Below are 13,052 nucleotides of genomic sequence, written 5' to 3'. Positions count from 1 at the left end.
GCCGGGAATTTTTAAGGGAATTGGACGTGCAGGTTGGCATCGATATGGGACTGGCGTCCGGCGCTCCGGCGACGCTCGATATCGAGGAGTTGCTGGCGACCCGTCTGCTCGTGCAGGGCAATTCCGGATCGGGCAAGTCACATCTGCTGCGCCGCCTGCTCGAGCAATCGGCGCAATGGGTGCAGCAGGTCATCATCGATCCCGAGGGTGACTTCGTCACCCTCAGCGACAGGTTCGGCCATGTCGTGGTCGACGGCGAGCGGACCGAGGCGGAGCTTGCCGGCATCGCCAACCGCATTCGCCAGCATCGCGTTTCCTGCGTGCTGACGCTCGAAGGCCTCGATCTCGAAGACCAGATGCGCGCCGCCGCCGCCTTCCTCAACGGCATGTTCGATGCCGATCGCGAATACTGGTATCCGGTTCTTGTCGTGGTCGACGAGGCGCAGATGTTTGCCCCGTCGGTCGGTGGCGATGTCTCGGAAGATGCGCGCAAGATGTCGCTCGGCGCGATGACCAATCTGATGTGCCGCGGGCGTAAACGCGGTCTTGCCGGCGTGATCGCGACGCAGCGGCTTGCCAAGCTCGCCAAGAACGTCGCCGCCGAGGCCTCGAACTTCCTGATGGGCCGCACCTTTCTCGATATCGACATGGCGCGTGCCGCCGACCTGCTCGGTATGGACCGGCGCCAGGCCGAGATGTTCCGTGATCTGAAGCGCGGCAATTTCGTCGCCCTCGGGCCGGCGCTGTCGCGCCGGCCGCTGCCGATCCAGATCGGCGCGGTGGAGACCTCGGCGCGCTCTTCCAGCCCGAAGCTGATGCCGCTGCCGGATGCGCCGCAGGATGTCGAAGACCTGATCTTCACGCCCGATCCGGAGGAATTCCAGCGCCCGCTGATGCGCCGCGCCCCGCCGGCGCCGCGGCCGACGACCGATATTCTGGCCGAACTCTCGCGCTCGACGCCGGCGGCATCGGCCGCACCTGCCGAGACAAGGGCGAGCCAGGTGGAAGTCTCCGCCGAGGAGCGGGAGGAGCGCCTTGCAGGTGTGCTTGCCGAAATCCTCGACGATCCCACCTCCGCCTTCCGCACCGATTCGGTGCTCTACCAGGATTTTCTGGTAAGGCTGCGCATGCGCCGCGTCCCGGGACCGCCGATCGCGCTGCCGGATTTCCGCCGGCGCGTGGCGATCTCGCGTTCCGGCGTCGATGCGACGACAGCTGCGACGGATGCCTGGGCGACGGCGCTGTCGCTGTCATCGGGCGTCACCGACGATCTGCAGGGCGTCTTTCTGATGCTCGCCAAGGCTGCCGTCTGCGGCGAGCCGTGTCCGTCGGACGCCCGCATCGCCCGCGCCTACGGCACCCATTCCGCCCGCCGCGCCCGGCGCCTGCTTGGCTATTTCGAGGAGCAGGGCATCATCGTCGTGCACGCCGATTTTTCCGGCAAGCGTATCGTCGCTTTCCCTGATATGGACTGCCAGACGGTGCCGGGCGACGCCAATGCCCCCGACACGGGCGACCAGCCGCTGGCGGCGGAATAGTGGCGCTTTCCGGGTTTGCCGCTGTTGACATTTTCATGACGGGCCTCTAAAGACCGCCGCAAGCACCGGGCAGCAATGTCCGGTGTTTCATTTGACATGTCCCGTGGATCGTTCCTGTTCGCTAACCGGAACATCCTGTCAGGTCTTAGAAAAGACCAGAGGAGGGCGTGTTTCCTTCGCGCGGTTTGGCAACAAACCGTCATAAACCTTTGAAAGGAAATACGATGAGCAAGCGCGAATCGTCCAAGTACAAAATTGACCGCCGTATGGGCGAAAACATCTGGGGCCGTCCGAAGTCCCCGGTGAACCGCCGCGAATACGGCCCGGGTCAGCACGGCCAGCGCCGCAAGGGCAAGCTTTCGGACTTCGGTGTGCAGCTGCGCGCCAAGCAGAAGCTCAAGGGTTACTACGGTGACCTGCGCGAGAAGCAGTTCCGCGCGATCTTCGCCGAAGCCGACCGCCGCAAGGGCGACACCTCTGAAAACCTGATCGGCCTGCTGGAGTCGCGCCTGGACGCAATCGTCTATCGCGCCAAGTTCGTTCCGACGGTCTTTGCTGCCCGTCAGTTCGTCAACCATGGCCACGTCTCGGTCAACGGCGTGCGCGTCAACATCGGTTCTTACCGCTGCAAGGCCGGCGACGTCATCGAAGTTCGCGAAAAGTCGAAGCAGCTGGTGATCGTTCTGGAAGCCGTCAGCCTCGCTGAGCGCGACGTTCCCGATTACATTGAAGTCGATCACAACAAGATGGTCGCAACCTTCGGCCGCGTTCCGACGCTCAGCGACGTTCCGTTCCCGGTCGTCATGGAACCGCATCTGGTCGTCGAATTCTATTCGCGTTAATGCATTCGTCTCGCAGTCGAAACCGATTGCGGGACAACAGCATGCGTGGATATACGGAAAGCCGCTCTTTCGAGCGGCTTTTTTGCGATCTGGAGAGAAGCGATGACGGATTTGCAGGCGACCCTCGATAGCATATACGCCGATATCCAGCCGCGGATCGGCGAGGGCAAGGTCGCGGACTATATTCCGGAGTTGGCGAAGGTCGACCCGAAGCAGTTCGGCATGGCGATCGTCACCGTCGACGGCAAAGTCTATCGCGTCGGCAATGCCGATACCGCCTTCTCGATCCAGAGTATATCGAAGGTCTTCATGCTGACGCTGGCGCTCGGCAAGGTCGGCGAGGGGCTGTGGAAGCGCGTCGGACGCGAACCCTCCGGATCGGCTTTCAACTCGATCGTCCAGCTCGAGCACGAGAGCGGCATCCCCCGAAATCCCTTCATCAATGCCGGCGCGATCGCCGTCAGCGACGTCGTCATGGCCGGCCATGCGCCGCGCGAGGCAATCGGCGAGCTGCTGCGTTTCGTGCGTTATCTCGCCGATGACGAGTCGATCACCATCGACGACAAGGTGGCGCGCTCAGAAACGCAGACCGGATACCGCAATTTCGCGCTTGCCAACTTCATGCGCGCCTACCGCAATCTTGACCATCCCGTCGACCACGTGCTCGGCGTTTATTTCCATCAATGCGCGCTGTCGATGAGCTGCGAGCAACTCGCCCGCGCCGGGCTGTTCCTGGCGGCGCGCGGCAGCAATCCGACGACCGGCCATTCGGTGGTCTCGCCGAAGCGGGCGCGGCGCATCAATGCGCTGATGCTGACCTGCGGCCATTACGACGGCTCGGGCGACTTTGCCTATCATGTCGGCCTGCCTGGCAAGAGCGGCGTCGGCGGCGGCATCTTCGCGGTGGCGCCGGGCATTGCCTCGATCGCGGTGTGGTCGCCGGGGCTGAACAAGGTCGGCAATTCGCAGCTCGGCGCTGCAGCGCTGGAGATGCTTGCGGCGCGCACGGGCTGGTCGGTTTTCGGCGATTGACGCTGTGTTGCCAGGCGGCTTTCTGCTAAGGCAGGTCGGGACTTTTGATTGGACGACATCATGAATATCGCAGCCAATATCGCCGACGAGTTGGAGAGTGGCGAGGCCGACAGCAGCGGCCATGCCCTGTTTGCCGATGCGCCGCGTTCCGTCTCCTTCAACAAGCTGCGCAAACGCCTGCTGCGGCAGGTGCGTCAGGCCTTCGATGATTTCGACATGCTGAAGGGCCAGAAGCGCTGGCTGGTCGGCCTTTCCGGCGGCAAGGATTCCTACGGGCTGCTGGCGCTGCTGCTCGATCTCAAATGGCGCGGTTTGCTGCCGGTCGAACTGATCGCCTGCAATCTCGACCAAGGGCAGCCGAACTTCCCCAAGCACGTGCTGCCGGATTATCTCACCAGGATTGGTGTCCAGCACCGGATCGAGTATCGGGATACCTATTCGATCGTGAAGGAGAAGGTGCCCGAAGGCGCCACCTATTGTTCGCTCTGTTCACGGCTGCGTCGCGGCAATCTCTACCGCGTCGCGCGTGAAGAGGGTTGCGATGCGCTGGTGCTCGGCCACCACCGCGAGGACATTCTCGAAACCTTCTTCATGAATTTCTTCCATGGCGGCCGGCTCGCCTCGATGCCGGCGAAGCTTCTGAACGATGAGGGCGATCTGATGGTGCTCCGGCCGCTTGCCTATGCCGCTGAGGACGACCTCGCGAAGTTTGCCGTCGCCATGCAGTTTCCGATCATTCCCTGTGATCTCTGCGGCTCGCAGGACGGGCTGCAGCGCAATGCGATGAAGGACATGCTCGCCGATATTGAGCGGCGGATGCCGGGCCGCAAGGATACGATGCTGCGGGCGCTTTCGCATGTGAACCCGTCGCATCTGCTCGACCCGAAACTCTTCGACTTTTCCACCCTTGGTGTCACCGATCCTTCATGAAAGGCCGGCTACTGCATAATTCCTTAAATCGGAATCGATTGAAGGATAGAATTATGCAGCAATTTATAGTGTTACAGCGTCCTTTGCGTCTAAAAAGACGCGCGGCGCTGTATGCAGGCTGGCTATTGAATGAAGGCAGGATTTCGCATGATTATTTCAGACCAGGATATTCTCTTTCTCGGCGATTGCGTCAGGGAGGCGGCGCAAGCCGAAATTATGCCGCGTTTCCGCAATCTCGGCGCTGCCGATGTTTCGGAAAAGACTTCAGAAATCGATCTGGTGACCCAGGCGGACCTGCTTGCCGAACACCGGGTCACCGCGGCGCTGAGAGAGCGCTTTCCTACAGCGCTCGTCGTCGGCGAGGAGGCTTATGACGCCGACCGGTCCGTGGTGCCGGCACTTGCCGATGCCGAGCTCGCCTTCGTCATTGACCCTGTCGACGGGACGTTCAATTTTGCCTCCGGGCTGCCCGTCTTCGGGACGATGCTAGCGGTGACGATCAACGGCGAGACGGTCGCCGGCATCATTCACGATCCCGTTCTCGGTGACACGGTGACGGCGATCAAAGGCGCGGGCACTATGCTGACACGCCGGGACGGGCAGTCGACAAAGCTGAAGGTCGCCGAAGCCACGACATTGAAACAGATGGTCGGCGGCTTCTCATGGGGCCATATGGATGACCCGGATCGTGCGCGCATTTGCGCCAACATGGCAAAGATCCGGATGACCTTTGCCTTCAACTGCTCGGCCTACGAATATTGGATGGTCGCCTCCGGCAAGATGCATTTCATCGGCCATGCGAAGCTGATGCCCTGGGATCACCTGGCCGGCGTGCTCGCGCATCAGGAGGCTGGCGGCCATACGGCGAAATTCGACGGCACGCCCTATCGCCCCGGCGAGACGACGGGTGGCATCATCTCTGCGCCCGACCGGGAGAGCTGGCAGCTCATCCGACGCGAGATCGTCGGCATCTGATTCAAAGTTCTCCTGAGAGACCTAAGCGTGAGGATTTGACATGACTTCGACTGTCGACGTGACCGTTCTTGCCGATCTGCTGCGCCGCGCGGCGAAGGCAGAGATCCTGCCGCGCTTCCGCCGGCTTGGTCAGGACGACGTGCGCGCCAAGAGCGAGGCGACCGATCTCGTCACCGAGGCCGATGAGCAGGCCGAGCGGATGATCAAGGCGGAAGCTGCGCAACTCTGGCCGGGCGCGCTGTTCCTTGGCGAAGAATCGGTCGCGGCCGATCCTGATTTGCTTGGCAGCCTCGAACATGCCGATCTTGCGATCGTCGTCGATCCTGTTGACGGCACGTTCAATTTTGCCGCCGGCATCCCGGCCTTCGGCGTCATGGCGTCCGTTATCTCCGGCGGCGAGACGGTTGCCGGTATCATTTACGATCCTATGGGCGACGACTGGGTGATGGCGGAAAAGGGCGGCGGCGCCTGGCTGCGGCGGCCGGAAGGCGGCGCAGAGCGGCTCTCGGTCGCAGCGCCCGTGGGCCTGGAGCATATGGTCGGCATGGCCTCGACCGGCTACCTGCCGAAGGAGAAGCGCGCCGAAGTGCTCGGCAATCTTGCCAAGGTGCGCTTCCTCACCAATTACCGCTGTGCGGCCCACGAATACCGCACCTTTGCCGGCGGCCATGTGCATTACCTCATGTACAACAAGCTGATGCCCTGGGATCACCTGGCCGGCACGCTGATCTCGCAGGAGGCAGGCGCCTATGCAGCGCGCTTCGACGGCTCGCCCTACCTGCCGCATCATCTCGATGGCGGGCTGCTGATTACCCCCGACAAGGCCTCATGGGACTTGCTGCGGCGCGAGGTTTTTACGGTTTGAACACTCGCCTTTAAGCGTAGAGCTTTTCCGTGAGCGATCAAATCACTGCAGCGTTCACGCTATAGCATGTCGACAATATGTCCCCACGCAAGTCGTCCCAATTTGGCGTCGGCCTCGTCACTTCCACCATGAGCGCGCAGCGATGATCGGGAAGTCGTTTCGCCCGGCAGCAGAATGCGATGGCCCGCATCTTCTCCCAAGACAATCTGGGTGTACAAACCAAAACCTGCGCGCCTCCGAACAAGTGATGCGGCAAATTTGTCTGATGGCCAGAGCGCGTCATCGCATCCTGCTACGAGCAGAATTTCGGCATTCGTTCTCTCCAAAGGGATAGCCGCCGCGTCGATCTCAGACTCGTGCACCTGAAGGCATCGTTCGAACAGGCCCCGATAGGCGACCAGCTCGTCTCGGTATTCTCGCACCCATTCTGGGTCCGACGAAACAAAGGGAAGCGGCGTGCCTCGCAATGTCCACGACGAGCGCTCCGGCCAGCTGATGCCATCAAGCCCTGGACCGATATTTCCCCAGACGACGGACGAAGGGCTCATGGCGACGACCGCGCTGATGCGCGGATCGTATACCGCCGTGAGCAGGGCAGCTTCGGCGCCTTTCGATGTTCCCACCAGGACGATGCGTTTACAGCCGAGTCCCACCAGGTGGTCCGTGGCAGAGAAAAACGTTTCCAGCGGCACCTCGCAAATGCCTGGCACCTGGCCTTCTCCGCCGAACCAGCGAAGCGCTATGACTGTTGCCCCCTGGCTCGCAAACAACCTGGCGCGGGCCACATCGACCCGGCCACTGGAGCCGCCGAGCACCACTACGCCGGTGCTGGCATCCGGTTTGACTTGAATTATCTCGCCCTGCAATGGCGGAGGGAGACGTTGATATTCTGCATTCAAAATCAGGCTCCTTCGTCCAGGGGCTTCCAGATTCAGAAACGGCAGAGTTTACCACTTAATGCAATGCCGCCGGAGACCAGCCGGTCAAGCAGATTTCCCATTTCAGAAATGGGCTGCACCCGGATCGAGTTGCGGGCTGTCGCCGGGATGGGTGAACAGCTTGCCGTTTTCCGCCCAGAGGGTGGTTGCGATCGTCACCGCGCCGAAGAGCGCGAAGCCGCCGAAGAGCGGCTGCACCGTGCCGTTGAACATCTGGCCGACTAGGCCGCCAAGGATGGCGCCGGCCGTCGTCGAGACGAAGCCGGTGATGGCGGTCGCCGTGCCGGCGAGATGGCCCATCGGTTCGAGGCTGATGGCGGTGAAATTGGTGGCGATCACGGCAAACATCATCAGCACGATAGTGAAGATGCCGTAGGCGACGGCGAAATCGGGTTTGCCGGTCAGCGAATAGAAAAAGCCGGCGGCCGACAGGGCCGTGAAGATCAGCAGGGCGGCGTGCGAGATGCGGCGCATTCCGAATTTGCGGACGAAGAAGCCGTTGGCGAAATTGGCGACGGCGATGCCGCCAGCGGTGGCCGCAAAGGCGATCGGCAGCCAGTCGCCAAGGCCATAGACCTCGCCGAAGACCTGCTGCACCGAGATCACATAGGCACTGATGACGCCGGTGAACATGGTGAGGCCGATCATGTAGCCGCAGGTGATGCGGTTGGTGAGCACGGTCTTGAAACCATCGACGACAGAGCCGACCGACAGCGGCAGCCGTTCTTCCGGCGGCAGCGATTCCTTCAGCCGGAGGAAAGCCCAGACGAACAGGATGGTAGCGATGATCCCGAGCAGGATGAAGATCCAGTGCCAGTTGGCATAGAGGATGATGAGCTGGCCGACGGAGGGGGCAACGATCGGCACGATCATGAAGACGATCATCACATAGGACATCACACGGGCCATTTCGCGGCCGCCGAAGCAGTCGCGGACGATGGCCATGGTGGTGATGCGCACGGCTGCACCGCCCACACCCTGAACGAAACGCATGACAAGCAGCATTTCGAAGCTGCCGGTCGCTGCAGCGGCAAACATTCCGACAATATAGCAGGCCAGGCCACCGAGCAGGATGTTGCGGCGGCCGAACGTATCCGAAAGGCTGCCGAAGAAGATCTGCGAGACACCGAAGCCCAAGAAGAACACGCCGATGATGAGCTGGGCGTCGTTGGTATTGGTAACGCCGAGGGAATGGCCGATATTGGGCAATGCCGGCAGCATGCTGTCGATCGCCATGGCGATGCTGGCGGTCATGATGGCGATGGTGACGATGAATTCGCCAAAGCCCATGCCGATGCGGCGGGAGCCCTGGTTTTCCTGGTGCGGTTTATGCGGCGGAGTCATGTGATTGGAAATCCCGGATGCGAAGGAGGCCAGCCGTTCAGACGGCCGGGTTCTGCGATTGGAAGAGGCGGCCTTTCTCGGCGATCAGCACGAAGACGAGCCCGATGATCGACACGGTGAAATAACCGGCGACCATCGGCAGCGCGGTGCCATCGAAGGCCTGGCCGATGCCGGCACCGATGATGGCGCCGCCGACCGTGCTCATGAAGCCGAGGACGGAGGAGGCGGTGCCGGCGACGTGGCCGAGCGGCTCCATGGCGAGCGAATTAAAGTTTGAGCCGATCCAACCGAACTGGAACATGGAAAGGCCGAAGAAGGAGATGAACAGAGCGAAGGGCATCGGTTCGGTACTGGCCATCTGGACGATCAGCCAGATGGTGTTGATGGCGATGAAGCCGATGAGCGAGCCGTGCGACAGCCGGCGCATGCCGAGCTTGCCGACGAAGCGCGAATTGAAAAAGGACGACAGCGACATGAAGATCGCCACGCCGGCGAAGGCGAAGGGGAAATAGACGCCGAGATCGTAGATGCCGACATAGACCTGCTGGGCCGAATTGATGAAGCCGAACAGCGCGCCGAAGATGAAGGTGCTGGCAATGGTGTAGCAAAGCGCGACGCGATTGGTCAGCACCAGCTTGAAGGCGCCGAAGATCGAGCGGGCGGTGAAGGGCCTGACATTGGCGGGATGCAGGGTTTCCGGCAGGCGTAAATAGGCCCAGACGGCGATAGCAGTCGCCATGGTGGCGATGAACAGGAAGATCAGGTGCCAGTTGCCGAAGAACATGACGATCTGGCCGGTGCCGGGCGCAATCACCGGCACGATCATGAAGACCATCATGATCAGCGACATGACCTCGGCCATCTGCCGTCCACCATAGATATCGCGGACGATGGAGATGGTGATGACGCGGGTGGCGGCCGAGCCGATGCCCTGGACGAAACGCAGCACCAGCAGGCCGGCGAAGGAGGGCACGAAGACGATGCCGATCGCCGAAACGATATAGACGACGAGGCCGAACAACAGCGGCGTGCGGCGGCCGAAGCGGTCGGAAAGCGGTCCGTAGAAAAGCTGGGCGCAGCCGAAGCCGAGCAGATAGGAGGAGACGACGAATTGTCGGTGGTTCTCGCTCTCGACGCCGAGGCTCGCGCCGATCTGCTGCAAGGCCGGGAGCATGATGTCGATCGCCAGCGAATTGATGGCCATCAGGAAGGCGGCGAGCGCGATGAATTCTCGCTTGCCCATGGGCAGGCGGCCCGCGGACACGGCTTGTGAAGAATCTGTCACAATGAAATTCCCAGAAACAGGTCAAGGCGCTGCTGGCCGCAGCGCCTCGAACTCAAGAAACAGATTTGGAAACCGGGCGGACGTCCGGTGACCGGTCAGGAGGCGGCGCGTACCGCGATGCCATTTTCCTGGAGATGCTGCTGCAGTTCACCAGCCTGGAACATTTCCCGGACGATGTCGCAACCGCCGACGAATTCACCCTTTATGTAAAGCTGAGGGATTGTCGGCCAGCTGGAGTATTCCTTGATGCCCTGGCGGATTTCCGAATCGGCGAGCACGTTGACGCCCTTGTAGTCGACGCCGATGTAATCGAGAATCTGCACGACCTGCCCGGAGAAACCGCACTGCGGAAACTGCGGCGTGCCCTTCATGAAGAGGACGACGTCGTTGCTCTTGATTTCGTTGTCGATGAATTCGTGAATGCCGCTCATGGGACCTAATCCTTTCAACAGGCGGGTTAAAGGCCCACCGTTTCAATCGTTGCCTTTAGATAGCATGCGACAGCAGGAATTCCAGCCGCCCCAACCAAAAAAAGACCAGTTCGGGCAGGCCGCTGCCGGGTTGTTGCCGTCGCGTTACGGTCGACGGGCGAGATAGGTCTGAATCTGTTCGATTTCAACATCGGTGAAATGGCTGAAGTCCCATTGGGAAACCTCCGTCATCACGCCGAGATCGCGGCCGCCGACACCCTTGCCGGTGCGCAGCAGCGTCTTGAAATCGACAGCCGAATAGGATTGCGCCAGCGGCTTAAGCGCCGGCGCCAGGAAGGCTTCCGACTGTTTTGCCGTATCGAGATTGTGGCAATGGCCGCAACCCGTCTTGAAGGCATATTCGCCGATATCGGCCGGGCGAGTGGCGGCAGGGGTGATGACAGCCGGCACCAGATCGGCTTCGAAAGGGATCTTGTCGAGCGCCAGGCCGATGCGTCCGAGCGGCCCCCACTGTGTCGTTCCCTCGACGGCGTCGGGCAGCGGCTTCAGACTGCGCAGCCAGGTGATGATTGCCGCCATGTCGTCGTCGCTGATATTGGCGAAGTTGCTCGCCGGCATGATGACGGCACCGGTGCCGTCCTTCTTGACGCCATGGCGGATGAGGCGAACGAGTTCGGCGTCGCTGTACATCGGCACGAAGCGGGTCAGGTTCGGCGCGACGATCCGGCCGACGCCCGGCTCATCGAGTAGCACATAGCCGGCGTCGTGATGACAGCCGCCGCACATCAGCGTGCGGGCGCGGCGTTCGGCTTCTTCGGCAGACAGCGTCGTCTTGACAGTGAAATCGGCCGCTGCGACGTCATAGGTCCTGGAGAGACGCATCTCCGACAGGACATAGACGCCGGCAACGGCGATGAGACAGATCGCGACGACCGCCGCGAGAATGATTTTCACAATGCGCATCATCGGTTCAGGCCCTCAATAGCGCCGCAGAATTCGTCCGAAACCGCTCACTTTTGATCGTTAGCTGCGTCGCTGGCGGCTGCGGCCAGCGGCGGTGCGGCGCTTGCTGACCTGTTTGCGGGCTGGCTTAGGCTTGGCCGAGGTCGTCTTGCGCGCAACCTTCGTTGTCGCGGCGGGGCGTGTCTTACGCCTTTTGCGTTTCGTCGTGACGCGGCCGGTGGTTTTCTTCAGGATTTCCTTCAGCACGCTGTCGACGACGCCTGATATCAATTCTTTGACTAGGTCGGCCACAAAACCCCTCCGTTCGTGATGGAAACGACATGGCTGCTATTGAATTCCGGAAGAGTTCGGTTAGCAAGACGGCTTCGAGACCATAGCTGCTTTTTTGCTGATATCAGTGGCGCAGCAACCGGATCGCAGCAACATGCCGGCCATTCGCCCGGACGGAAGAGTGGAATGAAACTGATCGAGAAGCGGGTCGTGCTGCATTTCACGGGCTTCGAGCCGCTCGACGGCGTTGCCCACAGGGCGCGCTACGAGCGTTCGGCCAGGCAGAGTGCCGCCGTCTGGGGCTATTCGGTCGAGACGAGGGCAGCTGACGAGGGGAGCGATCCGGTCAGTTTCGAGGTGACGACGACTGGGGCGTTGGCGGCGCCCGAACCAGAAACTGGTTCCTCCCGCTGGCAGACGAAGAGTCGGATCTATATGGTCGATCACGATACACTGGTGCGCAAGCTGCGTGCCGGCAACACGCTGAGCCAGATCATTGCAGGCTTCCGAAGCTGCGCCGAGATCATGCTGGAAGGCGGGATGCGGGGATATTTCCGTCACGCCTGGCGCTTCGGCCTGTTCTTCCTCTTCCCGTTCCTGCTGACGGCTCTGGCGATCGCGCTGACGGCGCAGATCGCCATCTTGCCCTATGCTCTCAGCTTTTCTCCGTGGCACATGCTCTGGAGCGGGCCGCTGGCGCTCTGTTTCTTCATCTTCGCCTTCCTGCCGTTTTCCGAACGCTTCCATACGCTGCATCTCTTTGCCGATTGGAAAATGGCCGTGGCGCTCGGCCGCATGGACCAGGCCGATTTCACAACGTGGCTGGAAGACCAGGCCACTGCCGTGCGCAAGGCGATTGACGAAGAGGCGGACGAATATGTGATCTCCTCGCACAGCATGGGATCAAGCGTCGCCGCCCATGTCATTGGCATTTTGCTGGAAAGAGAGCCGGAGATCTTCAAGGGCAAGCGCGTGGTGTTTGCTACACTCGGCAGCGCCATCCTGCAATGCGCGCTCATGTCATCGGCCACGCTGCTTCGCGCCCGCGTCGGGCTGATCGCCCGCTGCCCGGAGATTTCCTGGCTTGATGTGCAGTGCCTGACGGATTCGATCAATTTCTACAAGGTGCCGGTCGTTGCCGTCTCCGGCCATCCGGATGCGCCTCAGGCGAAGATGATCCTGATCCGCGTCAAGCAGATGCTGACGCGCGAGCATTACCGCAAGATCCGCAAGGACCAACTGCGCGTCCACCGGCAATATGTGCTTGGGCCTGATCAGCAGGCGTCGTTTGATTTCACGCTGATGACCGCCGGACCGATGCCGGCCTCGGTCTTTGCCGACCCCGATGAAAAGAGAATGCCCGGCTGAGGGCCGGGCATCGTCATCCGGATTGCGTCGGGCTCTATTCCGGCGCGGAGGTCTGGAGGGCCAGAGCGTGCAGCACGCCGCCCATATTGCCCTTCAGCGCCTCGTAGACCATCTGGTGCTGTTGCACGCGGCTCTTGCCGCGAAAGGCTTCGGCGACGACTTCGGCGGCATAATGATCGCCGTCGCCCGCCAGATCGCGGATCGTCACTTTGGCACCGGGAATCCCAGCCTTGATCATGTCTTCGATATCGCCGGGTTTCATGGCCATGAT

Annotated in this window: 14 protein-coding genes; 7 read left to right on the top strand and 7 right to left on the bottom strand. The window is 61.5% G+C overall.

From position 1 onward, the window contains the following. Positions 1–26: 26 nt before the first annotated feature. The 6 genes from RLCC275e_RS10960 to RLCC275e_RS10935 all read left to right on the top strand — a co-directional run bounded on the left by RLCC275e_RS10960 (position 27) and on the right by RLCC275e_RS10935 (position 6,182). On the top strand, positions 27–1,538 hold the full coding sequence (locus tag RLCC275e_RS10960; protein WP_033182461.1) for a helicase HerA domain-containing protein: 1,512 nt from the start codon (positions 27–29) through the stop codon (positions 1,536–1,538). A 224-nt stretch (positions 1,539–1,762) separates the two neighbouring features. Then, complete coding sequence (gene rpsD, locus RLCC275e_RS10955) at positions 1,763–2,380, top strand: 30S ribosomal protein S4 (protein WP_003540107.1); 618 nt, start codon at positions 1,763–1,765, stop codon at positions 2,378–2,380. A 102-nt stretch (positions 2,381–2,482) separates the two neighbouring features. Then, positions 2,483–3,412: a glutaminase gene (locus RLCC275e_RS10950; RefSeq protein ID WP_033182386.1), complete on the top strand. Its 930-nt coding sequence runs from the start codon at positions 2,483–2,485 to the stop codon at positions 3,410–3,412. A 60-nt stretch (positions 3,413–3,472) separates the two neighbouring features. After that, positions 3,473–4,342 (top strand): tRNA 2-thiocytidine(32) synthetase TtcA, encoded by an 870-nt coding sequence (gene ttcA / locus RLCC275e_RS10945; protein WP_033182462.1) that lies wholly within the window; start codon positions 3,473–3,475, stop codon positions 4,340–4,342. 147 nt (positions 4,343–4,489) lie between these two features. Further along, positions 4,490–5,317 (top strand): inositol monophosphatase family protein, encoded by an 828-nt coding sequence (locus tag RLCC275e_RS10940; protein ID WP_033182387.1) that lies wholly within the window; start codon positions 4,490–4,492, stop codon positions 5,315–5,317. A gap of 40 nt (positions 5,318–5,357) precedes the next feature. Continuing rightward, entirely contained in the window at positions 5,358–6,182 is an 825-nt protein-coding gene (locus tag RLCC275e_RS10935) for an inositol monophosphatase family protein (protein WP_033182388.1), read from the top strand. 59 nt (positions 6,183–6,241) lie between these two features. Here RLCC275e_RS10935 and RLCC275e_RS10930 read toward each other — a convergent pair whose 3' ends face one another. From RLCC275e_RS10930 to RLCC275e_RS10905, 6 genes are all read right to left on the bottom strand, one after another. Next, positions 6,242–7,081, bottom strand: coding sequence for an acyl-CoA thioester hydrolase/BAAT C-terminal domain-containing protein (locus RLCC275e_RS10930; RefSeq protein WP_033182389.1), 840 nt, complete (start codon positions 7,079–7,081; stop codon positions 6,242–6,244). Positions 7,082–7,183: 102 nt separating this feature from the next. Further along, entirely contained in the window at positions 7,184–8,464 is a 1,281-nt protein-coding gene (locus tag RLCC275e_RS10925) for a multidrug effflux MFS transporter (protein WP_130748435.1), read from the bottom strand. A gap of 37 nt (positions 8,465–8,501) precedes the next feature. Continuing rightward, positions 8,502–9,707: a multidrug effflux MFS transporter gene (locus RLCC275e_RS10920; RefSeq protein ID WP_033182391.1), complete on the bottom strand. Its 1,206-nt coding sequence runs from the start codon at positions 9,705–9,707 to the stop codon at positions 8,502–8,504. A gap of 137 nt (positions 9,708–9,844) precedes the next feature. Next, the gene (grxD, locus tag RLCC275e_RS10915; protein ID WP_003559765.1) at positions 9,845–10,180 is read right to left on the bottom strand and encodes a Grx4 family monothiol glutaredoxin; all 336 of its coding nucleotides are present in this window, start codon (positions 10,178–10,180) and stop codon (positions 9,845–9,847) included. A 144-nt stretch (positions 10,181–10,324) separates the two neighbouring features. After that, the gene (locus RLCC275e_RS10910) at positions 10,325–11,146 is read right to left on the bottom strand and encodes a c-type cytochrome (protein WP_033182392.1); all 822 of its coding nucleotides are present in this window, start codon (positions 11,144–11,146) and stop codon (positions 10,325–10,327) included. A 57-nt stretch (positions 11,147–11,203) separates the two neighbouring features. Then, complete coding sequence (locus tag RLCC275e_RS10905) at positions 11,204–11,434, bottom strand: hypothetical protein (protein WP_033182393.1); 231 nt, start codon at positions 11,432–11,434, stop codon at positions 11,204–11,206. A 165-nt stretch (positions 11,435–11,599) separates the two neighbouring features. On the opposite strand from RLCC275e_RS10905, the gene RLCC275e_RS10900 reads away from it, so the two are divergent. Next, positions 11,600–12,781 carry a hypothetical protein gene (locus tag RLCC275e_RS10900; RefSeq protein WP_033182394.1) on the top strand — a complete coding sequence of 394 codons (1,182 nt, stop codon included), beginning with the start codon at positions 11,600–11,602 and terminating at the stop codon, positions 12,779–12,781. A gap of 34 nt (positions 12,782–12,815) precedes the next feature. Here RLCC275e_RS10900 and RLCC275e_RS10895 read toward each other — a convergent pair whose 3' ends face one another. Further along, positions 12,816–13,049 carry a BolA/IbaG family iron-sulfur metabolism protein gene (locus tag RLCC275e_RS10895; RefSeq protein WP_003540079.1) on the bottom strand — a complete coding sequence of 78 codons (234 nt, stop codon included), beginning with the start codon at positions 13,047–13,049 and terminating at the stop codon, positions 12,816–12,818. Between the last annotated feature and the right edge of the window lie 3 nt (positions 13,050–13,052).

It is taken from the genome of Rhizobium brockwellii, from assembly GCF_000769405.2.
Lineage (GTDB): Bacteria > Pseudomonadota > Alphaproteobacteria > Rhizobiales > Rhizobiaceae > Rhizobium > Rhizobium brockwellii.
This window is presented reverse-complemented; position numbering and strand designations above follow the sequence as displayed.